General features: G+C 32.3%; 21 protein-coding genes. 13 read left to right on the forward strand and 8 right to left on the reverse strand.

Annotated features, from left to right (window positions below):
• Genes purS through purE form a run of 4 tightly spaced genes read right to left on the reverse strand, consistent with a single transcriptional unit; the run spans position 1 to position 2562 of the window.
• Complete coding sequence (gene purS / locus HMPREF2706_RS08880) at positions 1 to 261, reverse strand: phosphoribosylformylglycinamidine synthase subunit PurS (RefSeq protein ID WP_030065170.1); 261 nt, start codon at positions 259 to 261, stop codon at positions 1 to 3.
• Positions 258 to 965, reverse strand: coding sequence for a phosphoribosylaminoimidazolesuccinocarboxamide synthase (gene purC / locus HMPREF2706_RS08885; protein ID WP_030065168.1), 708 nt, complete (start codon positions 963 to 965; stop codon positions 258 to 260). Before purC ends, purS begins: the two co-directional genes overlap by 4 nt.
• Positions 966 to 2093: a 5-(carboxyamino)imidazole ribonucleotide synthase gene (gene purK / locus HMPREF2706_RS08890; RefSeq protein ID WP_002435349.1), complete on the reverse strand. Its 1128-nt coding sequence runs from the start codon at positions 2091 to 2093 to the stop codon at positions 966 to 968.
• A complete protein-coding gene (gene purE, locus HMPREF2706_RS08895; protein ID WP_030065166.1) occupies positions 2080 to 2562 on the reverse strand; it encodes a 5-(carboxyamino)imidazole ribonucleotide mutase in 483 nt (160 codons plus the stop codon). Before purE ends, purK begins: the two co-directional genes overlap by 14 nt.
• Positions 2563 to 2765: 203 nt before the next feature.
• Between purE and folD the strand changes: the two genes are divergently transcribed.
• Positions 2766 to 3623 (forward strand): bifunctional methylenetetrahydrofolate dehydrogenase/methenyltetrahydrofolate cyclohydrolase FolD, encoded by an 858-nt coding sequence (gene folD, locus HMPREF2706_RS08900; RefSeq protein ID WP_002435335.1) that lies wholly within the window; start codon positions 2766 to 2768, stop codon positions 3621 to 3623.
• A gap of 90 nt (positions 3624 to 3713) precedes the next feature.
• On the opposite strand, the gene HMPREF2706_RS08905 is transcribed toward folD, so the two are convergent.
• Positions 3714 to 4859, reverse strand: a complete 1146-nt coding sequence (locus HMPREF2706_RS08905; protein WP_070862327.1) for a globin domain-containing protein — start codon at positions 4857 to 4859, stop codon at positions 3714 to 3716.
• Between the two features lie 261 nt (positions 4860 to 5120).
• Here HMPREF2706_RS08905 and HMPREF2706_RS08910 point away from each other — a divergent pair, with 261 nt between their 5' ends.
• From HMPREF2706_RS08910 to rihC, 6 genes are all read left to right on the forward strand, one after another.
• On the forward strand, positions 5121 to 5438 hold the full coding sequence (locus HMPREF2706_RS08910; protein WP_002435347.1) for a DUF5011 domain-containing protein: 318 nt from the start codon (positions 5121 to 5123) through the stop codon (positions 5436 to 5438).
• Between the two features lie 304 nt (positions 5439 to 5742).
• Positions 5743 to 6867, forward strand: a complete 1125-nt coding sequence (gene qoxA, locus HMPREF2706_RS08915; RefSeq protein ID WP_002435296.1) for a cytochrome aa3 quinol oxidase subunit II — start codon at positions 5743 to 5745, stop codon at positions 6865 to 6867.
• The gene (qoxB, locus tag HMPREF2706_RS08920; RefSeq protein WP_049427976.1) at positions 6867 to 8855 is read left to right on the forward strand and encodes a cytochrome aa3 quinol oxidase subunit I; all 1989 of its coding nucleotides are present in this window, start codon (positions 6867 to 6869) and stop codon (positions 8853 to 8855) included. Before qoxA ends, qoxB begins: the two co-directional genes overlap by 1 nt.
• Positions 8845 to 9450: a cytochrome aa3 quinol oxidase subunit III gene (qoxC, locus tag HMPREF2706_RS08925; RefSeq protein ID WP_002435471.1), complete on the forward strand. Its 606-nt coding sequence runs from the start codon at positions 8845 to 8847 to the stop codon at positions 9448 to 9450. Before qoxB ends, qoxC begins: the two co-directional genes overlap by 11 nt.
• A complete protein-coding gene (gene qoxD, locus HMPREF2706_RS08930) occupies positions 9447 to 9737 on the forward strand; it encodes a cytochrome aa3 quinol oxidase subunit IV (protein WP_002435478.1) in 291 nt (96 codons plus the stop codon). The genes qoxC and qoxD overlap by 4 nt, the downstream gene beginning before the upstream one ends.
• Positions 9738 to 9887: 150 nt before the next feature.
• Positions 9888 to 10796 (forward strand): ribonucleoside hydrolase RihC, encoded by a 909-nt coding sequence (gene rihC, locus HMPREF2706_RS08935; RefSeq protein ID WP_030065165.1) that lies wholly within the window; start codon positions 9888 to 9890, stop codon positions 10794 to 10796.
• A gap of 142 nt (positions 10797 to 10938) precedes the next feature.
• On the opposite strand, the gene HMPREF2706_RS08940 is transcribed toward rihC, so the two are convergent.
• Both HMPREF2706_RS08940 and HMPREF2706_RS08945 read right to left on the reverse strand, forming a co-directional pair.
• Positions 10939 to 12162, reverse strand: coding sequence for a serine hydrolase domain-containing protein (locus HMPREF2706_RS08940; protein ID WP_030065164.1), 1224 nt, complete (start codon positions 12160 to 12162; stop codon positions 10939 to 10941).
• Between the two features lie 30 nt (positions 12163 to 12192).
• Complete coding sequence (locus HMPREF2706_RS08945) at positions 12193 to 13845, reverse strand: phospho-sugar mutase (protein ID WP_070862328.1); 1653 nt, start codon at positions 13843 to 13845, stop codon at positions 12193 to 12195.
• A gap of 440 nt (positions 13846 to 14285) precedes the next feature.
• On the opposite strand from HMPREF2706_RS08945, the gene HMPREF2706_RS08950 reads away from it, so the two are divergent.
• The 4 genes from HMPREF2706_RS08950 to HMPREF2706_RS08965 all read left to right on the forward strand — a co-directional run bounded on the left by HMPREF2706_RS08950 (position 14286) and on the right by HMPREF2706_RS08965 (position 21344).
• Complete coding sequence (locus tag HMPREF2706_RS08950; protein WP_030065162.1) at positions 14286 to 15551, forward strand: LCP family protein; 1266 nt, start codon at positions 14286 to 14288, stop codon at positions 15549 to 15551.
• 56 nt (positions 15552 to 15607) lie between these two features.
• On the forward strand, positions 15608 to 16078 hold the full coding sequence (locus tag HMPREF2706_RS08955; protein ID WP_002435360.1) for a DUF2538 family protein: 471 nt from the start codon (positions 15608 to 15610) through the stop codon (positions 16076 to 16078).
• 200 nt (positions 16079 to 16278) lie between these two features.
• Positions 16279 to 16704 carry a GNAT family N-acetyltransferase gene (locus HMPREF2706_RS08960; RefSeq protein WP_002435317.1) on the forward strand — a complete coding sequence of 142 codons (426 nt, stop codon included), beginning with the start codon at positions 16279 to 16281 and terminating at the stop codon, positions 16702 to 16704.
• Between the two features lie 245 nt (positions 16705 to 16949).
• Positions 16950 to 21344 carry a glucosaminidase domain-containing protein gene (locus HMPREF2706_RS08965; RefSeq protein WP_049427969.1) on the forward strand — a complete coding sequence of 1465 codons (4395 nt, stop codon included), beginning with the start codon at positions 16950 to 16952 and terminating at the stop codon, positions 21342 to 21344.
• 216 nt (positions 21345 to 21560) lie between these two features.
• Here the strand turns inward: HMPREF2706_RS08965 and HMPREF2706_RS08970 are convergent, their stop codons facing one another.
• Positions 21561 to 21980: a MarR family transcriptional regulator gene (locus HMPREF2706_RS08970; protein WP_002435477.1), complete on the reverse strand. Its 420-nt coding sequence runs from the start codon at positions 21978 to 21980 to the stop codon at positions 21561 to 21563.
• Positions 21981 to 22135: 155 nt separating this feature from the next.
• Here HMPREF2706_RS08970 and HMPREF2706_RS08975 point away from each other — a divergent pair, with 155 nt between their 5' ends.
• Together HMPREF2706_RS08975 and HMPREF2706_RS08980 are read left to right on the forward strand one after the other, a co-directional pair.
• The gene (locus tag HMPREF2706_RS08975; protein ID WP_030065159.1) at positions 22136 to 23143 is read left to right on the forward strand and encodes an acyltransferase family protein; all 1008 of its coding nucleotides are present in this window, start codon (positions 22136 to 22138) and stop codon (positions 23141 to 23143) included.
• A gap of 148 nt (positions 23144 to 23291) precedes the next feature.
• Positions 23292 to 24464 carry an aminotransferase class I/II-fold pyridoxal phosphate-dependent enzyme gene (locus HMPREF2706_RS08980; protein ID WP_049427968.1) on the forward strand — a complete coding sequence of 391 codons (1173 nt, stop codon included), beginning with the start codon at positions 23292 to 23294 and terminating at the stop codon, positions 24462 to 24464.
• Positions 24465 to 24529: the final 65 nt, after the last annotated feature.

Raw genomic sequence — 24529 nt, forward strand, 5'->3', positions numbered from 1 at the left:
TTATGCATTCTCCTTTTCTTCAATCACTTTATAGTTATATTCTTCTATCACTGTGTTAGCGAATAACTTTTCACTTAATGTCGTAATGATATTATCAACCGCTTCATCTGTTGCTTCATCAACCGTCATGTATAGAACTTTACCTACGCGTATGTCATTCACTTGTGTATAACCTAAATCATGTACAGCTCTGTTTAGAGCTTGTCCTTGAGTATCTAATACTTGTGGTTGTAAAGTGATGTGCAATTCGATTGTTTTCATTGTTTAAAATCCTCCAATTTATTCAAGAATGTTTGATACGTTTCAATGAGTGAGCCAGTATCATTTCTATAAACGTCTTTATCAAAGTTTGTATCTGAAAATTTGTCCCATATACGACATGTATCAGGAGAAATTTCATCAGCTAGTAAAATTTCGCCATCATGTGTTTTACCAAATTCAACTTTAAAATCGACAAGTCTTAGCTCCATTTCTTCCATAAGTTGAACCAATACTTTATTAATTTCTTTTGCCATATGTTTTAACTTGTCTATTTCATCATCTTTAGCAATATGAAGTAGTTTTACATGATCATCAGTAATTAAAGGATCGTTAAGGTCATCATTCTTATAGAAAAATTCGACTAATGGTTCTTCAAACACGTGCCCTTTTTCAAATCCTAATCGCTTAGTAATAGAACCAGTGGCGATATTTCTCACTACGACTTCTAATGGGATAATCTCTACTTGTTGTACTATTTGTTCTGTCTCTGAAAGTTGCTTAATGAAGTGGTTATTGATGTCGTTACGAGTTAAATAATCAAATATAATTGATGTGATTTGATTATTTAACTTTCCTTTGCCGGCCATTGTGTCTTTTTTGGCTCCGTTGCCTGCGGTTACTTCATCTTTGTATTCTACTCGCAATTGATATTCTGTATCGGTAGTATAAACGCGTTTTGCTTTTCCTTCATATAATAATGACACTTATTTGTCTCTCCCTTCGAACTTCATTAACATGTATTGTTCAGTTTGATTCACATCATCAGTAAGTAATGTCATATGCCCCATTTTTCTATCTGGTTTGCGTTGCGATTTACCATAGATATGAACGTGCCATTCAGGATGATTTTCAAATTCATTTTCAAGTAAATCTAAGTCGCGTCCGAGTAAATTCATCATTACTGCTGGTTTCAAGACTTCAATTTGTTGTGGGAGTCTCTGTCCTGTTACTGCTAAAATATGGGTATCAAATTGAGAAAAGTCACATGCTTCTATTGAATAGTGTCCAGAATTATGAGGGCGTGGTGCTATCTCATTAACGTAAAGATTATTTTCTTTATCTATAAAAAATTCAACAGTAAATGTACCTACAAAATGAATTGCATTGGTTATCTTATCCACTTCTTTACGCGCTTCATTTTCTTTATTGGATCTAGCAGGTACGACTGTTTTAAATAAGATTTGATTTCTATGTTCATTTTCTTGTAATGGAAAATAAGTTGTTTGTTGCTCATTTCCGATAGTTACTGTAAGAGAAACTTCCTTATCAATATCAAGGTATTGTTCCGCTACACACTCTTGATTAGAAATTAAATCAATCGCTTCATCTAAATTTGACTCATTTTCAACTAGGATTTGTCCTTTCCCATCATATCCACCAAAGCGAGTTTTAACGATGAATGGATACCCTAGTTCCTTAGAAGCTTGATATAAATCTTGTTTATTTTTTATTTGTAGAAAAGGAACGATTTGTGTTCCAGCATCTTTTAGTGTTTGCTTTTCAGTAAGACGATCTTGAAGTAACTGAATTGCTTGATAGCCTTGAGGTATATTGTAGTTTTCTGTAAGTTGTTTAAGTTGTTGTGAAGAAATATTTTCAAATTCATAAGTGATGACGTCTGAACTTTCACCTAGTTCTTTTAATGCTTGTTCGTCGTCATAATTAGCATGAATAAATTGATGTGCAACATAGCGACATGGACTGTCTTCGTTTGGATCAAGGACAATAACCTTAAAGCCCATTTTTTGTGCGGACTGTGCCATCATTTTCCCTAATTGTCCTCCACCAATAATTCCGATTGTTGAACCGAATTTCAGTTTATTGAAGCTCATTTTGCATTGCCTCCACTTTATTCACTAATGTTTTTTCATAATTTTCCAAATTTTTATGAACTGTGTTATCAGTCATACCAATCATTCTAGCTGCTAATATTCCAGCATTTTTTGCACCTGATTTACCTATAGCCGTAGTTGCTACTGGTATTCCACCAGGCATTTGTACTATAGATAATAAAGAATCTAACCCTTTTAAACTTTTTGACTCTATTGGCACACCTATGACAGGTAAAGTAGTCATTGACGCTACCATACCAGGTAAATGTGCTGCTCCACCGGCTCCAGCAATAATAATGTCATAGCCGTTTTGCTTTGCTTGATTAGCGAATTCAAACATAAGTTGTGGCGTACGATGAGCAGAAACCACTTTTTTATCGTACGGAATATTAAATTCATCTAACATCAAGCAACTCTCTTTCATAATCTCCCAGTCTGAAGAACTACCCATAATGACTGCTACTCTCACGTTTTACACCCTTTCAAAAGTTTGGATTGTGATAAGAATTAGTTGTATATTACAGATATAGCATAACAATCATAGGATAGTTTTTCAATCAAAAATCGAACTTTAATTATATTTTTAAATTTAATTTACGTCTTTTGACTATCAATTACTTTATAATTAATGTTAAAGTTAAGAAATTAAAGAAATTAAAGGAGGAGTTTTAAGTGGTTGCTAAAGTATTAGATGGAAAACAAATAGCTAAGGAATATCGTCAAGGATTACAAGAACAAGTTGAATCTTTAAAAGAACGTGGTTTCACTCCAAAATTATCAGTTATTCTAGTTGGTAATGATGGCGCAAGTCAAAGTTATGTAAAATCTAAAAAGAAAGCTGCTGAAAAAATAGGAATGATTTCCGAAATTGTACATTTAGATGAATCAACATCAGAAGAAGACGTTCTAAAAGAGTTAGACAGACTTAACAACGATGATTCTGTGAGTGGAATTCTTGTTCAAGTTCCTCTACCGGAACAAGTGAGTGAACAAAAAGTTTTAGAATCTATTAATCCTGATAAAGACGTAGATGGTTTCCATCCTTCAAATATTGGTAAACTCTATATTGATGAGCAAACTTTTGTACCTTGTACACCATTAGGAATTATGGAAATTTTAAAACATGCGGATATTAATCTAGAAGGTAAACATGCTGTTGTAATAGGCAGAAGTCATATTGTTGGTCAACCTGTTTCAAAACTATTACTACAAAAGAATGCAACTGTAACTATTTTACATTCACGATCAAAAGATATGAGTAAACACTTAAAAGATGCAGATGTTATCGTCAGTGCAGTAGGTAAACCTGGCCTTGTAACTAAAGACGTGGTTAAAGAAGGTGCAGTAATTATTGATGTTGGTAATACACCTGATGAAAATGGCAAATTAAAAGGCGATGTAGAATATGAAGAAGTGAAAGAAATCGCCGGAGCAATTACACCTGTTCCAGGTGGTGTAGGACCATTAACAATTACTATGGTACTAAATAATACACTTATAGCAGAAAAAATGCGCAGAGGAATTGAATAAATCTCTACGCTCTATAACTTTCCATTCTTTAAAAAAAAAAATTAACCATCTCAGTAATCATTTAAATACTGAGATGGTTTCTTCGTTATATTATACAGTTACACTTAATTTAGGAATGAATGTTTCGTAATGAATTTTATTTGTATCTACATTCATTTCTTTTAATGCTTTTATAATTGATTGTAAGAAGTGAGTACCTCCACAAATATAAATTTCTGTTTCTTCATTAATATAGTCTTTAAGTTTTTCTTCATCTAGATAGCCTTCTGAGTTTTTATCATGTAGGTGATAATCAACAGATTCTTTAGTAGTTGCAATTTCATTAATTAATGATTCAAACGGTGCATCGTTAACATCATTAGTAACCTGAATAAATTGAGCTTTAGACCCATTTGTAACTGCTTCATTAAACATTGGTACTAAAGGGGTAACTCCTATACCAGATCCTAAGAATAATTGTTCGTTATTCAAGTTTTCTACTTTAAATGGACCTACTGGTGCAGATAAATTAATTGAATCACCTTCTACTAACTCATCATGTAATATAGTAGATACCTCTCCTTCATGCTCAGTTGTCACATCTCGTTTAACTGCAAATGTTAAATGTTGTTTGTGACCTTTTACTATTGAATAATGACGTTTTGCACGATACGGCATCTTTTCGCTACTTACATCTACGGTAATGTATTGACCTGGAACAAATTGACTTAAATCATGTTTATCTGAAACAACTGTGAAAGACTTAATATCTGAAGAAATATGTTTAATTTCTTCTATTTTAAATGGTTGGAAACCGTCCCAAGCCATTTGACTATAAATATCCTTTTCAACTGAAATAAATACATCAGCGATATCTTGATAGGCTTTCTTCCATGTTTTAATAATTTCATGATCATCATCTAATCCCACTACTTCTTTTATAGCTGCAATCAGATTTTCACCAACAATATCATATCCAGCAGGTGGTACTTGTAATGCACAGTGTTTATAAGCGATTTCTTTAACTACTGGCATAATATTTTCCAAATGCTCAATGTTAACTGCCGCAGCTAAAACACTTTGTGCAAGTGCAGTTGATTGAAGACCCTTTTGTTGGTTCGTTTGATTAAACATATTTTTTAATTCAGGATGTTGTTTAAACATTCTTTTATAGAAATGTGATGTAATTATTTCACCTTTATCCTGTAATACAGGAACAGTTTCTTTAATGATACTTTTTTCTTTTTCCGTTAACATTATTTCCACTCCCACATATGGTCTCAAAAGGCCTATTAATTTATTGCAAGTTAATTCTATTCCTATTTTTCTAAAAAATAAATAAAATGCTAAAACCTTCACAAAACTTTCAATTTACATAATCTTTAATGAAATTTACTTAAAATATATTTAATTTTTATTAAAACTGGGGTATATTAAGACCATAGTATGATGTATAAATCTTAAATATAAAGTATATTAGATTTAAATCATAGATGACTATCAGACGGAGGTTAAGTTATGAATAAATTACTACAGTCATTATCAGCGCTTGGTGTTTCAGCTACCTTAGTAACGCCTAATTTGAATGCAGAAGCGACTACTAATACCGAACCTCAACTACGCGGGGTCAATGATATTGTAATTGAAAAAGGCCAAGATTATAATTTATTAAATGGTATAAGCGCATATGATAAAGAAGATGGTGACTTAACTCATAAAATCAAAGTCGACGGTCAGGTAGATACATCTAAAGTTGGAAAATATGAAGTTAAATATATAGTAACTGACTCTGATGGAGCAGAAAAAACATCTACGAGATATATTGAAGTAAAATAGAATCTTTCCTATTTAAAGTTGAGAATTTTCTCAACTTTTTTATTTGCAAAATCCCCCTCAACCCTTCAATTGATAACACTTCTCAATACATAAGTTGTATTACATGCAATTTTGTTAAATTTGTCTAATTTCACAAAATGTACACATAATTTTAACAAATCTTAAAATCCCCGTCATACCTTATATCAATGCTTATTCTTTACATATAACAACAAATTTTTTTTTACAGGTACTTGTAAATATTGTGTAATAAACTAAAATTAGTGGTAAGCCCTACATTTGTAGTATTAGGAGGTCAAAAAAAGTGTCAAAATTTAAGTCTTTGCTTCTATTATTTGGCACACTAATTTTACTTAGTGGCTGTTCAAATATAGAAGTTTTTAATGCAAAAGGGCCAGTAGCAAGTAGTCAGAAGTTCTTGATCATCTACTCAATCATCTTCATGCTTGTTATTGTTGTCGTTGTGCTTGCCATGTTTGCATTCTTTATTTATAAGTACAGTTATAATAAGAATGAAGTATCAGGCAAGATGCACCACAATTCTTTAATAGAAACAATTTGGTTTGTGGTACCTATCCTAATCGTTATTGCTTTAGCTGTACCAACAGTTAAAACATTATATGATTATGAGAAACCACCTCAAAAAGACAAAGACCCACTTGTGGTTTACGCAGTAAGCGCTGGTTACAAATGGTTCTTTGCTTACCCAGATCAACACATCGAGACTGTTAATACATTAACAATTCCTAAAGATCGACCAGTCGTATTCAAGCTTCAAGCTATGGATACTATGACAAGTTTCTGGATTCCACAATTAGGTGGTCAGAAATATGCTATGACTGGTATGACAATGAATTGGACTTTAACAGCAGATCAATTAGGTACCTTCAGAGGTCGTAACTCTAACTTCAATGGTGACGGATTTGCTCGTCAAACATTTAAAGTTCACTCTGTAAGCCAAAATGATTTCGATAAATGGGTTAAAGAAGCTAAAGGTAAGAAAACATTAAATCAAGATACATTTGATAAACAACTCTTACCAAGCACACCTAATAAAGAATTAACATTCAATGGTACTCATATGGCGTTTGTTGACCCAGCAGCTGATCCAGAATATATCTTCTACGCTTATAAACGTTATAATTTCGTTCAGAAAGATCCTAACTTCACTGAAGAAAAAGATCTTTATAAAGATGTAAAAGATAAACCTGTTAAACCAGCTCGTAAGGTCAAAGTGACAAACGCGAACTATGAACGTCATGGTATGAAACCTATTATTCTCGGCAACAATGAAAAATATGACAATGAGTTCAAAAAAGAAGAGGACCATAACTCTAAAGAAATGGAAAAAATTTCTAAAGGAGCAAAAGACGAAAATGCGTCTAAACTTCAAAAAAAAGAACATGATGATCATGGAGGTGGACATTAATGAATTTTCCATGGGATGAATTACTCGTTAAAGGTAACTGGATGATTATCATGGCGCAAATTGCTGCCCCATTCTTAGTTATCGGACTTATCGCAGTAATTAGCTATTTTAAATTATGGAAATATCTATACAAAGAATGGTTCACATCCGTAGACCATAAAAAAATCGGTGTAATGTATTTAATCTGTGCCGTATTAATGTTCGTACGTGGTGGTATTGACGCGTTATTAATTCGTACTCAATTAACTATTCCAGATAATAAATTCTTGGAAGCAAACCACTATGATGGAATTTTCAGTACGCACGGTGTAATCATGATTATTTTCATGGCGATGCCTTTCATCTTTGGTTTATGGAATATCGTCGTTCCATTACAAATCGGTGCACGTGATGTTGCCTTCCCTGTAATGAACAACGTTAGTTTCTGGCTATTCTTTGCTGGTATGATTTTATTCAACCTATCATTTATCGTAGGTGGATCTCCAGCTGCAGGTTGGACTAACTATGCACCACTTGCTGGTGAATTTAGTCCTGGACCAGGAGTCAACTACTATTTAGTTGCAATACAAATTTCTGGTCTTGGTACATTAATGACTGGTATTAACTTCTTTGTAACAATACTTAGATGTAAAACTCCTACAATGAAGTTCATGCAAATGCCAATGTTTACTGTAACAACATTTATTACTACGCTTATCGTCATTTTAGCTTTCCCTGTTTTAACAGTTGCGTTAGCATTAATGACTACAGATAGAGTGTTCGGTACACACTTCTTTACAGTAGCAGATGGCGGTATGCCGATGTTATGGGCAAACTTCTTCTGGGTATGGGGGCACCCTGAGGTATACATCGTTATCTTGCCAGCATTCGGTATTTATTCAGAAATTATCCCAACTTTCGCACGTAAACGCCTATTCGGTCACCAAAGCATGGTTTGGGCGACTGCAGGTATCGCGTTCTTAAGTTTCTTAGTTTGGGTTCACCATTTCTTCACTATGGGTAATGGTGCATTAATCAACTCATTCTTCTCAATTTCAACAATGTTAATCGGTGTGCCTACCGGAGTTAAATTATTTAACTGGTTACTAACATTGTATAAAGGTAGAATTACATTCGAGTCACCTATGTTATTCTCACTAGCATTCATCCCTAACTTCCTATTAGGTGGGGTTACAGGTGTAATGTTAGCGATGGCATCTGCTGACTATCAATATCACAACACTTATTTCTTAGTAGCCCACTTCCACTATACATTGGTTACTGGTGTAGTATTTGCCTGCTTAGCTGGTTTAATCTTCTGGTATCCAAAAATGATGGGTTACAAATTAAACGAAACATTAAACAAATGGTGCTTCTGGTTATTCATGATCGGATTTAACGTTTGTTTCTTACCTCAATTCGTACTCGGATTAGATGGTATGCCACGTCGTTTATACACTTACATGCCTTCTGATGGTTGGTGGTTATTAAACTTCATCTCAACTATCGGTGCATTATTAATGGGAATTGGTTTCCTATTCTTAGTTGCAAGTATCGTCTATGCTCATATCAAAGCACCACGTGAAGCAACTGGTGATAACTGGGATGGACTTGGTCGTACTTTAGAGTGGTCAACAGCTTCAGCTATTCCACCTAAATACAACTTTGCAATCACTCCAGATTGGAATGACTACGATACTTTTGTTGATATGAAAGAACATGGTCGTCATTACTTAGACAACCATAATTACAAAGATATTCATATGCCTAACGATACTCCAGTAGGTTTCTGGATGGGTATCTTCTTTACAATCGGTGGTTTCTTCTTAATCTTTGAAACACTCGTTCCTGCAATTATCTGCTTAGCAGGTATCTTTGGAACTATGATTTGGAGAAGTTTCCAAATTGATCATGGTTACCACATCCATGCTTCTGAAGTTGCAGAAACTGAAAAACGTTTAAGAGAAGCTCGTATTAAAGAAAGGGAGGCTGTAAGTCATGAGTCATGATACTAATACAATCGATTCACGTAGTCATGAAGGCGAATTAAATAAACTTGGCTTCTGGATTTTCCTTACAGCTGAATTCGCGTTATTCGGTACCCTATTCGCAACGTTATTAACTTTGCAACACGGTGGCGATTACGCTCACAAAATGACTACAGAGTTATTTGAATTGCCTCTTGTACTAATTATGACATTCTCATTATTATTAAGTTCTTACACTTGTGGTATTGCAATTTACTACATGCGAAAAGAGAAACAGAACTTAATGATGATTTGGATGATTATCACTGTATTATTAGGGCTTGTATTCGTAGGTTTTGAAATTTACGAATTCGCACACTATGCACAAGAAGGAGTAAATCCTACTATCGGTTCCTTCTGGTCTAGTTTCTTCATCCTATTAGGTACGCACGGATGTCACGTATCAGTAGGTATTGTTTGGATCATTTGTTTATTAATCCAAATCGGAACTCGCGGTTTAGATTCATACAATGCTCCTAAATTATTTATAGTAAGTTTATACTGGCACTTCTTAGATGTTGTTTGGATCTTCATCTTCACTGCCGTATATATGATAGGGATGGTGTATAGCGGATGAATACAATCGTAAAACATACTGTCGGTTTCATTGCTTCAATCGTTTTAACGCTTTTAGCAGTTTTCGTAACACTATACACATCAATGACATTCCATGCTAAGGTAACAATTATCTTTGGTTTTGCTTTTATCCAAGCTGCAGTTCAATTATTAATGTTCATGCACTTAACTGAAGGTAAAGATGGTCGAGTTCAATCATTCAAAGTTATCTTCGCAATCATCATTACCCTAGCTATCGTTATTGGTACGTATTGGGTAATGCAAGGTGGTCACTCTCACCACTTATAAAACTGAGGTAAAGATTATCAAGCTCATGGCTTAGTTAATCAACACGCAAGCTAGCATATATATGTTAGCTTGCTTTTTTTATTGTCGAAATTATGATGATACAATGATACGCTTAATGGGAAGTTCATTTTTAGGAGGCGAATTAATATAATGGTAACCCCAATAATTATTGATACTGATCCTGGTATAGATGATGCTGCAGCAATCAGTTTGGGTTTATGTCATCCAGAATTTGATGTAAAAATGATTACTACTGTGAATGGGAATGTAGGTATTGAGAAGACTACCGCAAATGCTTTAAAGCTTAAACATTTCTTTAATAGTGATGTGCCTGTTCATAGAGGTGCATCAAAACCCTTATTAAACGAAATTGTCGACGCTGCACCAGTTCATGGAGAATCTGGTATGGATGGCTATGACTTTCCCCCAATTGCGCAAAAGGATTTGGCATCTACCCACGCTGTTGAAGCTATGAAAGAAACAATTTTAAAGAGCGAGAATCCTATGACTATCATTGCAATTGGTCCATTGACTAATATAGCAATACTCCTTTCTACATATCCTGAAGTAACTGATTACATTAAAGAAATTGTTCTTATGGGTGGTAGTACAGGAAGAGGAAACGTCACGCCTCTAGCAGAATTTAATATTTATTGTGATCCTGAAGCTGCGCAAGTGGTATTTAACTCTGGATTGCCTCTGACAATGATAGGATTAGACTTAGCTAGAGAAGCCATATTTACGCATGATTACGTTAAAAGCTTTAAAAATCAAAATGAAACAGGACAAATGTTACATGATTTATTTCAACACTATCGAAGCGAAGACTTCGAATATGGCGTTAAAATTTATGATGTGTTTACTATTTTATATTTACTGCAACCTCAAGCATTTAATGTCAAAGAAGCAGATGTTCAAATAGAATTAGCTGGTCATTACACTAAAGGAGCAACTGTTGTAGATTTCGAATCTCAATATCCTAATTGTACAGTTGTACTCTCACCTGTAGATAAAGATTACGAAGATTTATTCCTTAACGCACTGAGCTATTGTAAATAGTAACGTATTTATATTGAACTATATATTAAAAAAATCAGACTGAGATAATATTTAATTTCTCAGTCTGATTTAATATATTGGCTAAAAATATCTTTATTGAATATGCGTGGTTTTTATTCTAATCGTCTTTTTAGGTGAATATCTAATGATTTGTACGCTGTTTTTCTTGAACTTTAACACCTGGTGTATTATAAGGTTTCTTTTGATTAAGAATATTATAGAAAATATGTCTCATTTTATCTTCATTAGGCACGAAGCCGTTAGTATTTTTAATATTAGTACCTAATATAGCAACATAACGGTCATTAAAGTATACAGTAAATGTTTGGCCAAAGAACACGCCATTCACTCTATTAAGATATGGCGTAACATAGAAGCCATATCGATATTCTTCAGGATACTCTTCAGTACCAAATTCATGTAGCATTGGATTTGTCACATTAGAGCTAAATAATTTATCTTGTTGAAACTTATTAATAAGTTTACCCATATCGTAAGGTGCCATATATAGGTTCCCTGCACCAAAATATTGATCTAGTACATTAGGACGTAAGAACGAAAATGAATCATTCTTAAATTTATAACCTTTAGCCATTTCATTTTGTAATGGCTTCTCATCGTAAAAAGCAGAATGCTTTAGATGAAATTTATTACCAAGACGTTCGTAATAATTTTGTACGTATGGTTTCCCTGTTACCTTCTCAATCACTTTAGCTAGGACTAAATAGTTTGCATCATTATAACTATGTTTATGATAAACTTTATCATCAATTCCACGTTTCTGAATAGATAATACTGCTTGATCTAAGTTTTTAATGTTTGTTGAAGCTTCGTATTTGTATAATCCACTTTTATGTAACATTAAATCTTTAATTGTTATTTCTTTATCTGTTTTAAACCAAGGTAAATATTTCGTTACAGGGGCATTTAAATCCACCTTATGTTCTAGCTCTAATTGTTTAAGCATTAATCCCGTTGTGAATTTTTGAGAAGAACCAATAAGATACATTGTATTAGCAGTATTTTTCTTACCTTTTTCAATGTCTTTATAACCATATCCTTTATTCATTTTCAATTTACCATTATCAAATATAGCTACTGTACCATTGAAATGCGTTTCTTTTAAATACTTATCAATTTGGCCATACATTGGTTCTTTTTTATCAACTATTGTTTTTAACTTCTCGGGCGCTTTAACTGACTTATCTCTTTTTTCAATATAATTAGTGTTATCGCTTTGATTCTTTAATACTTGCGTTTCTACTTCATGATGTTTACTCCATTTAAATCCTAATATTCCAACTAATACAATCAGTGTAACTAGTACGATTATAAAAAAGATTATTTTAAATTTATTAAGTTTCATTTTTCTTGTTAGCCTCACACATTCATGTCTTTAATATTCAATATAAGTCTCTTGGAATTCTTTAATTAAACTATCAATGTTATTTACGTTTAGTGAAAAATATATCTTAATTTTAGGCTCTGTACCTGATGGCCTAATAGCTATAAAACCTTCATCAAATATTAGACGTATTAAGTTTGCATTAGGTAAGTAAGTGGCTTTTTCTTTCCCACTTTCTATATACTTAATTGTTCCTAATTGATAATCCTCAATTGCTTTTACATCTAACCCACACACTTGATGTATTTCTTTATTTCTAAATGAATTTATAATTGTTTCTATTTTACGCTGCCCATCCGCACCTTCAAATACAGGACTTAAATTAACATTTTGATAATGACCGACTGTACGATATATATCATCAAGTGTATCTTTTAAAGTAATATTATTTTCGTAAAGTAGATTTTTAAATTTGATGATTAAAGGTACGATTTGAAGAGCATCCTTATCTCTTACAAATGGTTCAACCATATAGCCATTACTTTCTTCAAATGCTAACAATAGTTTTTCATTAGTATGGCTCTTATCATTTAAAATTTCCGAAATATACTTAAATCCTGTAAGCACATTATAAACATTAACATTTAAAACATCCGCCAATTTTTCACTTAGTTCACTAGTTACTATGGACTTAACAATATATAAATCTTCATATGAAGCATCAATTAGGTCTTGATACCTTAATTTCATTAATATAAATCCTAATTCATTACCATTGAAAAATTTATATTCTCCATTATCTAAACGTTCTACTATCCCTAATCTATCTGCGTCAGGATCAGTAGCAATAATGAGTTGTGCATCACTTTCTTCAGCTAGCTTCTTCCCTACTTCAAATGCGGATTCGTCCTCAGGGTTAGGACTATTTAGTGTAGGAAATGTTCCGTCTGGAATAGATTGTGATTGAGCAATAACATAATTATCATAATTGAGTTTGTCCAAAATGTCAGAAACTATAGGCAAACTTGTTCCATGTAGACTAGTTAGTACTGTTTTAACATTCTTTTTTTCAATGTTTCCCGTAGCCCTAATAACTTCATTTATGTAATTATTTCTAACATCTTTGCTTGCAAAATTAATTTGATCTTTAGTTACTAACTTATCAAAGCTACCGATTTCTATATCTAATGGATTTTCAATTTCGTCTATATAACTACTTAAAATTTCAGAGTCTTTAGGTAATAGTTGCCCACCATATTCATTATAAACTTTAATACCATTATAATTTTTGGGATTGTGGCTTGCTGTTATCATTACCCCACCATCTGCCCCGTAATATCTTATAGCATGAGAGAGTTCAGGTGTAGATTTATAGCTTTCTGCAGTAATAACTTTAACTCCGTTATCAGCTAATATTGTAGATAATTCTTTAGAGAAAGCTTCTGAAAGTAATCTAGAATCGTAAAAGACAACAATAGTTGCTTCATTAGAATTTGCTTTTATAAATTTTGCTAAGCCTAAAGCTACTTTTCTTACCGTGAAAGCGTTCATTCTACCAGGACCAATGCCAAACTTCCCTCTAATTCCAGCAGTCCCAAAAGATAACTGTGTTGTTAACCCTTCTTCTATTTCTCTTTCGTTCTGTTGCTCATAAAACGATTGAATTAAACTTTCATCCAAACGCTTTATCCATTCTTGTTTCATTAGTAATCTCCTTTCTTATAAACAATCAATGTAAAGGAAAGTAGCACGTCGAATCTATGGTGAAAATTTGATAATTGAAATTGTATTTGATAATTGTTTTTACAAATTTTATATATTTGATTAGCTATGCATTATTATAACTTAATGACATAGATAAATCACTTTAATTAGATAATACGCTTATTTAAAAATAATTCTATAGTACTTTAGTACCATAAAGGGTTTTACAGAAATTTATTTCCAAACTTATAGAAAAAATAATGTAAACTTAGTTTTAAGATTGTAAAATTAATGTGAAGCTATGAGTTGTAATTTTGCTTATAAAGTAATACAATTTAAGGCTATAGTGCATAAATACAAAAGTAAAAACGTATCTCATAACTATATACAAATTTCAGCACATAAATATAAATTTTAATAATAACATAGGAGCACTTACGATGAACAAATTTTTAAAGTATTTTTTAATATTATTAACATTCGTTCTTGTCGTCGTTCCAATCATATTTGCTACTCAATTATATAAAAGTTCAGAATCTGCTTTTGAAAAGTCTCAAGATCAGCATAATGCGCAACGTCAATCCACTTTAAGAGATTCAAAAGTAAATCCTGAAAAGCAACCTATTTCTATTTTATTTTTAGGAATAGATGATAATGAAGGCAGAGAAAAGAACGGACAAAGTATTGAACACTCTAGATCAGATGCAATGATTTTATCAACATTTAATCAAAAGAAACATCAAATTAGAATGTTAAGTATTCCACGCGATACAATTAGTTATATACCAAAAGTAGGCTATTATGATAAAATCACTCACGCTCATGCATACGGTGGTCCTATAGCTGCTATGGACTCTGTTGAAGCGACAATGAATGTACCAGTAGATTACTATGTTCGAATTAATATGAAAGCATTTGTTGAAGCTGTTGATGAATTAGGCGGTATTTATTATGATGTGCCTTATAATTTAAATGAACCAAATAGTGACGATACCGGCAGAATAAAAATTAAAAAAGGCTATCAAAAATTAAATGGTGACCAAGCTTTAGCTGTAGCTCGAACAAGACATCATGATTCAGATTTAAAACGTGGTCAAAGACAAATGGACTTAATAAAAATTCTTTTCCAAAAAGCCCAAAGTTTAGATTCAATTGATAAATTAGATAATGTAGTTGAAATCGTTGGTAAAAATGCTAAACATAATCTTACTAAAAAGGAAATTCAATCATTAGCTAAGATGTATCTTACAGGCAACACAGATATAAAAACATCCCAACTTGAAGGTAAAGACGATTATTTAGATGGTATTTATTACTATAATCCAAGTGTTAAAAGTATAATGAAATATTCAAATATCTTGCGCTCTGATTTAGGCTTATCTAAAATAACAGATAAAGACGACTTTTTAGACCATAGAGTTATCAAACATTATGGTTCACTCGTCCCATTAACAGAGTTAAGTGATAGTTTATTACGTCAAAATCAAAAAGACACAACAAGCGATGATGACAATAATAACAACGATACAATGAATGATAACTCAAATAACGAAGCAACATTCAACAATAACGATCAAAATGATGGTCAAGAAGATACAGGTAATAATAATCAAACAACTGATGACAACAATTACCAAAATCAATATCAACAAAATAATGAGCAAAATAACACATTAAATGATGATGCTAATATGAATGTTCAATAACTATTTATTAATCATGTTTACATCGCAGTTATTTAATTAGGAGAGGAGCTTATACAATGAGTCGCAAAACATATGAAAAGGTCGCTAATATTAATGGCATGTTTAATATGTTGGAACAACAAATTGTTCATAGTAAAGACATGGCCCTATTTCGTAATGAATTCTTCTATGTCAATCATGAGCATAGAGAAAACTACGAAGCATTACTTGTTTACTATAAAAACAGTTTCGATAATCCAGTCGTCGACGGCGCTTGTTATATTGTCGCCCTTCCTGAGATTTTCAATAAAGTAGATGTATTCGAATCTGACTTACCTTTCACATGGGTTTATGATGAAAATGGTATAACTGAAACTATGAAAAGTATTAGCGTACCTTTACAATACCTAATCGCTGCTGCACTTGAAGTGACAGACGTTAACTTGTTTAAACCATCTGGCTTTACGATGGGCATGAATAACTGGAATATAGCGCAATTAAGAATTTTTTGGCAATATTGCGCCATTGTACGAAAAGAAGCTCTATAAATGAAACATTCAGAGTGTTTTAATATAACTCTAACTTTCCGCTAACATTGCTTTTAACTATGTTAGCGGTTTTTTTATAAATAATTTTTTGATTCTTGGATGTGCCATCTCTTCTAGAATGAAAATTTTATTAAAAAACTGTTCAATTTGTGATTTAATTACATGATTTTGGGAATTATTAGAGATACTGGAGGTTTTAAATGTTTAAGAAAGTTATTAATGAAGACATGTTGAATGATTGTTTTATGATAAGAAAAAAAGTTTTCGTCAAAGAACAACACGTCCCTGAGGAGAATGAAATAGATAATTATGAAGAAATATCATATCACATAATTGGTTATACAAAAGATGGTGATCCGTTTGCTACCGCTAGAATTAGACCTATTAAAGAAAAGTTAGGAAAAGTGGAACGTGTAGCTATCATTAAAGAACATAGAGGATTGGGTTACGGTAAACTATTAATGAACTCTATTGAAGAATTAGCTAATGATTTAAACTTTGACGAATTAACTATGCATGCACAAACACATGCGCAAACTTTTTACGAAAAAATCGGTTATAAAGCATTCGGGAATACTTTCATTGAAGAAAATATCGAACACATCAGAATGAATAAAGCAATATAACAACTTTTTATATTCAATTTTCAACTTTGCACAAACTTAAAAATGTAATATTTAATATGCATTTTACACTAATGAAAATGAATAGAAAACGCGTAATTAATGCTTTAACTGTATGAATACTAAAATAATTATCAGTTAGTCATAGGTTAAAGTTTGATTACAAAACTGTTAAAAGTAATACAGATATTACAACTAATATTATAATTGGTACAAAATAAAATATATTATGAGGAGTAAATAAAAATATGACGAAGAAATTCAATTACAAATTACCGTCAATGGTTGCATTAACGTTATTTGGAACTGCCTTCACTGCTCACCACGCACACGCCGCAGAAAACACTCAAGATCAAACAAACAATAAAAACGTATTGGATGACCAAGCTACTCTTAAACAAGCTGAACAAGTTAAAGAGAAAGTCTCTCAACCAGCACAAAATGTTTCAGGAACTCAAACTTATCAAGATCCTACGAAAGTTCAATCAAATGATGATACCACTTCAAATACATACGATGCCTCACTAGATGAATTAAACGGTTCTTCAAGTAAAACTTCTCAAGATCAATCGAACAATTCAGCTCAAACTGACCAACAAACTCAAGATGCTAACGTAACAATTTCAAATAAAGAAGATGCTAGCACACAAGATGATCATAAGGAAGCTTCACAATCTGAACAACATGAACAAGATGCAACTAGTCCTTCTACTAAAGAAGACTTAAAATCAGATAATAATGAAGATGTTTCACAACCTGAACAACAAAATCATGAATCTAGCTTGGACAAAAATGAAGTTACTTCACAATCTGAAGAAGTAGCTCACCCATCAAATACTGAAGATTCAAAATCTAATGAGAGTCAACAAGTAGACAACTCATCTACAAACGAGCAATATGCATCTCAAACACAAAGTAATGACAATAAAGAGTTAGATACTACTCAATCATCATTAAACAAAACTAATGAAAAGGAAAATAGTGAGACTTCTATTTCTAATTCAAGTCATTCTAATCATCAAACAACTAAAAATTCTAATAGTCAACAACCAACTGATGAAGAAACTAATCAATCAAGCGCTAAAGTAAGTAGCACTAATCAATCAGGGTATAATTTTGACTATGACGAATATGATGAGACTGAAGATACAGATGTATCTAATGTTCAAGCTTCAACATCTAATGAAGCAGATTCTCATACAACTCGAACTAATAATGATAAGCAGCCTCAAAACGCGTCATTAACTGCTCAAGCTAAAGAGGACAATAGTTCAGAGCCTAAAGCTGAATCTAATAAATCTAAAAATAATGAATCAACTAATAAAGCTACAACTACTAGTGTGAAAGCTACTAACAGTAACGCTACTACTAGTTCAAACAAATCAACTAATGAAAAAGCTACTTCTAATAATGATAAAAAAGTGACTACATTTAGTTCAGTAGCTAAACCTAGAATGATGTATTCAGTAAATAAGAAAACGACATCTAAAGCCACTTCTTCTTTACCTAAATACACACCTCAAGTTAAATCGTCAATCAATGATTATATTCGTAAGAATAATTTCAAAGCACCTCAAATTGAAGAAAACTACACTTCATATTTCCCTAAATATGGTTATAGATATGGTGTAGGTCGCCCTGAGGGAATCGTAGTACATGACACTGCAAATGAAAACTCTACAATTGATGGCGAAATTAATTTTATGAAGAATAATTATGAATCAGCATTTGTACACGCATTTGTTGACGGCAATAGAATTGTTGAAACTGCGCCAACTGATTATTTATCTTGGGGCGCAGGTCCAGCTGGTAACGAGCGTTTTATTAATGTTGAGATTGTTCACACACATGATTACGCTTCATTTGCGCGCTCTATGAATAACTACGCAGACTATGCTGCAACTCAACTTGTTTATTATGGTTTAAAACCAGATAGTGCTGAGAATGATGGTCAAGGTACAGTATGGACTCACTATGCAATTAGCCGATGGTTAGGTGGTACAGACCATGCAGACCCTCATCAATATTTCAGTAATCATAATTACAGTTATGCTGAACTTTATGATCTAATTAATGAAAAATACTTAATTAAAACTGGACAAGTTGCACCTTGGGGTACTACTTCTTCAAGTTCAACTAAACCATCAGGTGGTTCAAGTTCATCAAGTAGCGATAAATTAACTGTAAAAGCTAATAGTGGTGTCGCTCAAATCAAACCTAGCAACAGTGGATTATATACTACAGTCTACGATTCTAAAGGACATTCTACTGATCAAGCTCAAAAAACTTTATCTGTAACTAAATCTGCAACTTTAGGTAATAATAAATTTTATCTTGTTGAAGATTATAATAGCGGTAAAAAGTATGGTTGGGTTAAACAAAGCGATGTCGTTTACAACACAGCGAAATCACCTGTTAAAGTAAATCAAACTTTCAATGTGAAAGCAGGTTCAACACTTTACACTGTACCATGGGGTACACCAAGCCAAGTAGCTAGTAAAGTTTCAGGTTCTGGTAACCAAACATTTAAAGCTACAAAACAACAACAAATTGATAAAGCTATTTATTTATACGGTACAGTAAATGGTAAATCTGGTTGGATTAGTAAGTATTATTTAACTACTCCATCATCAAGTAGCAATTCAACTAAACCATCAAGTGGTTCAAGTTCTTCATCAACTAGTAATAATAAATTAACTGTATCTGCAAATAGCGGTGTTGCTCAAATTAAATCTAAAAATAATGGCGTTTATACAACCGTTTATGACAGTAAAGGTAAAAAAACAGACCAAGTACAACGTACTTTAGCTGTTACAAAATCAGCTACTTTAGGTAATGATAAATTCTACCTAGTTGAAGACTATAACACTGGTAAAAAATATGGTTGGGTTAAACAAAGTGATGTAGTGTATAACACAGCGAAATCACCTGTTAAAGTGAACGCAACTTATACTATTAAACCTGGCGTTAAATTATATACGGTACCTTGGGGTACATTTAATCAAGAAGCTAGTAAAGTTTCAGGTTCTGGCAACCAAACATTCAAAGCTACGAAACAACAACAAATCGACAAAGCTACTTATTTATATGGAACGGTCAATGGTAAATCTGGTTGGGTAAGTAAATATTATTTAACTGCACCAACTCAATCTAAAGTTGCAACGAGCAGTAAAGTCACAACTGCGAATAGAGCTGCTTCAACTCAATCAACATCTAAAGCAACTCAAAGTGCAACAACTCAAACTATAAATAAAGTAGCACAGGTTAAAGCTAATAATTCAGGTATCAAAACATCTGTTTATGATAAAACAGCTAAAAGCGGCACTAAATATGCTAACCGTACCTTTGTTATTAGCAAACAACGTACTGAAGGTAACAACACTTATGTTTTACTTCAAGACAGCACTCAAAATACACCTTTAGGTTGGGTAAACATTAAAGATGTTACAAGCCAAAACTTAGGTAAACAAACAAAATCTACAGGTAAATATAAAGTTAATTCAGAAAACAACGGATTATATTCTATTGCTTGGGGCACGAAGAACCAACAACTTCTTTCATCAAAAATGATTTCAAATAAAGCGTTTAGTGCTGCTAGATCGGTATATGTTGGAAAAGAATTATTCTTATATGGAACAGTTGATAACAGAACAGGTTGGATAGCAGCTAAAGACTTAACTCAAAATAGTACTGATGCTCAAGCTACTCCATATCATTACACGTTTGTTGTAAATAATAATAAGGGTTACTACTATAATGATGTTGCAAATAACGCCCATTATTCACTCAACTCTTATTACAATCAACCATTCTTTGTATCGAAACAAATGAAAGTCGACGGTGTAACTTGGTATTATGGTCAATTAACAAATGGTAAATATGTATGGATTAAATCAACTGACTTGTCTAAAGAGTCAATCAGATACGTTAAAACTGGTATGACTTTAACAAAAGCAGCAAATATTCAAAATAATTCATACTATAACCCTCAAGTTCAAAGAACAGCAGGAAAATGGGAAGATGCTAATTATGATGAAATTAAAAACGCTATGGATCCTATTAGATTAGCTAAAGACGATGAGTATAAATATCAATTCTTACTTTTAGACCAACCACAATATTTACCAGTTTCAGCACTTAATAAATTGCTGGAAGGTAAAGGTGTTCTAGAAGGACAAGGCGCGTCATTTAGCCAAGCTGCTAAAAAGTATGGTATTAATGAGATTTATTTAATATCTCACGCTTTAATAGAAACTGGTTATGGTACTTCTGATTTAGCTAAAGGTGGAGACATTGTTAACGGTAAATTCACTAATAAATCAGCTAAAAAATATCACAATGTATTTGGTATAGGCGCATATGATGATAATCCTTTAATAGAAGGCATTAAATATGCAAAAGAAGCTGGTTGGGATTCAGTTTCCAAAGCTATTGTTGGCGGAGCTAAATTTATTGGTCAATCTTATGTCAAAGCAGGACAAAATACGCTTTATAAAATGCGTTGGAACCCTGCACATCCAGGTACACATCAATACGCTACAGATATTAACTGGGCTAATTTAAACGCTCAAGTTATTAAAGGTTTCTACGATAAAATGGGTGAAGTTGGTAAATACTTTGAAATCCCACAATACAATAAATAATTAGTAATTCTAATTAGGGCATCTCTTAAGTAAAATAACTTAGAGGTGCCCTTTTTCCATTTTTAACTCATTTTGAACTTACGTCTCGTTATGAATAAAAAAATAAGCAACTTATATCAGTAATAAAATATTACTTATAAGTTACTTACCTTTTTAGTCAAATATTTGTTTAGATGTATATTGCACTTTGAAGCAAAAATTAAAATAATTACTAAACTAAATATAAATATGTCTACTGTTCAGTTTATCTAATAATTGATTAAGACTTTCTATTTCTTTAGGTGTTAAACATTGGCATCTCGCTTCGATTAATTCACATCTTGCTGTATTAATTTGTTGAATAAGTGCGCGAGCCTCATCAGTTAATATTAACTCTTTACAACGTAAGTCTTCATGAGATTGTTGACTTGTAATATAACCTTTAAGTACTAGCTTTTTAATCCATCTTGAAACGATAGATTGCTCTCGGCTGATCTTCATAGTTAAATCATATTGTGATAAGCGATCATAATTATATAAAATACGTAATAATTCTAACTGTTCAGCGGTTATATCTGTACGTTGACCGAAACGTCTGTTTACTAAATTTAAATCATTATTTGTGAGTGTGATAAGTTTTTCAAGTTGTTTATACATGTTGTTCTACTCCACTATTTAAGGTTGTTAATATTATATGCTTTATTTATAAAATATACAATACTATTATACACTTTGCACAAATTCGTTGCATATCTACCTAAAAGTATACTAAATTATAATAAGTCTATTCAGAGAGAAAAAGGAGACGCTTTATGACAGCTATCAAAGATAGGGATTATTTTTTCGATAATGCCCGAGCATTTTTAATATTTCTAGTTGTCTTTGGACATCTTTTACAACCTTATACTTCCGAAGATAAATTTTTATCAGCATTATACCTACTCATTTATAGTTTTCATATGCCTACATTCTTATTTATTTCGGGATATTTTGCGAAAAATCTTGATAAACCACACTACCTAGAGAAGATCGCTAAAAAATTACTAGTACCTTATATCATTTTTTTCGCATTCTTTTCAATATATTATTACTTAACTGGCAAGGAAGACGCTATACAGTTAGATCCATTTAACCCGGTCTTTGCCCTATGGTTCTTACTCACGCTATTCTTCTTCCATGTTGTATTAGTTATCGTGCGTAGATACAATCCATATATTGTTTTATCTGTTGCTATATTAGTTTCTGTGCTTGCAGGATTTTCAGGTAATATAGATAGTTATATGAGTATTTCTAGAACAATCGTCTTCTTTCCTATCTTCTATATAGGACATTTAGTCACTAAAGAACAAACAATCAAATTAAGAAATAAAAAATGGGTACCCTTATCAATCATTATACTTATTGGTTTCTTTATAGGGTATGTTATGCACCCTATTAATGGCGATTGGTTACTTGGCAGTTCGCCTTATATATCACTTGAAAACCATGGTGGTGATATGTATAGTCCATTTAAACGATTAATACACTACAACATTATTCTAATAACTATGAGTGCATTCTTAAATCTGACATCACAGAAGAAGCGTTTCTACACATATATTGGACGTAGAACGATGTTTGTATATTTGTTACATGGCATTGTCATTGGTATATTAAGAGGCTTTGCTATTTATCCATTTAAAGATACAGTTTCGATATTCACATATTTATTCTTAATCGTTACTTCACTGATTATCGTGTTCGTATTATCATCAAGATTTGTGTGTAAATGGACTAATCCAGTCATCAACTTGCGCAAACCAGCGGATTTCAAAGACTAACAATTTCATTATAATTCATAGATGTATTTTTATACCGAAATGTAGTACTTAAAATATGTTATGATAGTAATAATTTGAAAGAATTATGAGAATATTTTAACAATTCAAATACTACATTTTGGTATTTTTTTAGAGGTGTTTTTCGAAAATGAAGTTATCATTAAATACAAATTCAAAATTTTTAAGAGCGCCAAGTATACGTCAATTTTCAAACAGAATGAAACACATTGATGATTGTGTGAACTTAACTATTGGACAACCAGATTTTCCAATGCCTGACGTTGTTAAAGAAGCTTACATCAGTGCAATTAGAGAAGATAAGACAAGTTATTCGCACAATAAAGGCCTCTCTGAAACACGACAAGCAATTAGTAACTATTTCAAGAATAAATATGGGTTCGAATATAGTGAAGAAGAAATTATTATTACTAATGGAGCTAGTGAAGCGCTAGATACATCTTTGAGAAGTATTATTGAACCCGGCGATGAAATTTTAATTCCAGGGCCAGTATACGCAGGATATATACCACTTATTGAAACATTAGGTGGCATTCCTATTTACATGGATACCACACAATTAGAATTTAAAGTGACACCGGAACTCATTAATAAACATATTACAGAGAAAACCAAAGCTATTCTACTTAACTACCCTACTAACCCTACAGGCGTTATACTTGAACGCTCAGAGGTAAAAGCCATAGTAGATACACTTGTAGATAAAAACCTTTTTATTATTAGCGATGAAATCTACGCTGAAAATACATTTAAAGGCGCTCATACATCCTTCGCGGAATTCGAAGAAATTCGAGATCAATTGTTACTCATTGGAGGCTTAAGTAAATCGCATTCAGCTACAGGTATTCGTATAGGTTTCCTCATTGGTCCAGAATACTTAATTGAAAAGTTAACGTTTATGCACGCGTATAATTGTATTTGTGCCAATGTTCCCGCTCAAATTGCTTGTATCGCTGCTTTAAATGAAGGATTAGAGGCACCACAATACATGAATGATGCTTACATTAAACGTCGTGATTATTTAAAAAATAAACTTGAATCACTTGGTTTTGAATTAACAGCTCAACCGGAAGGCGCATTTTATATTTTTCCAAGTATAAAGAAATTCACTGAAAATGATTTCGATTTTTGTGTAGATGTACTTGAACAAGCACATGTCGCAATGGTTCCTGGCTCATCGTTCACAGATATGGGTAAAGGATATATTAGAATTTCATATGCTTATGAGATGGATATGCTCAAAGAAGGCATGCGTCGTCTAGAGAACTATTTAAACCAAAATTATCCTGATAAGATGAAATAAAGACTTGTAGGGTAATCATTTCTCAACTAAATAAGATACCTATGAATATAAAAATCCACTTGATC

The sequence above is a fragment of the Staphylococcus sp. HMSC067F07 genome, from assembly GCF_001837405.1.
Lineage (GTDB): Bacteria > Bacillota > Bacilli > Staphylococcales > Staphylococcaceae > Staphylococcus > Staphylococcus capitis.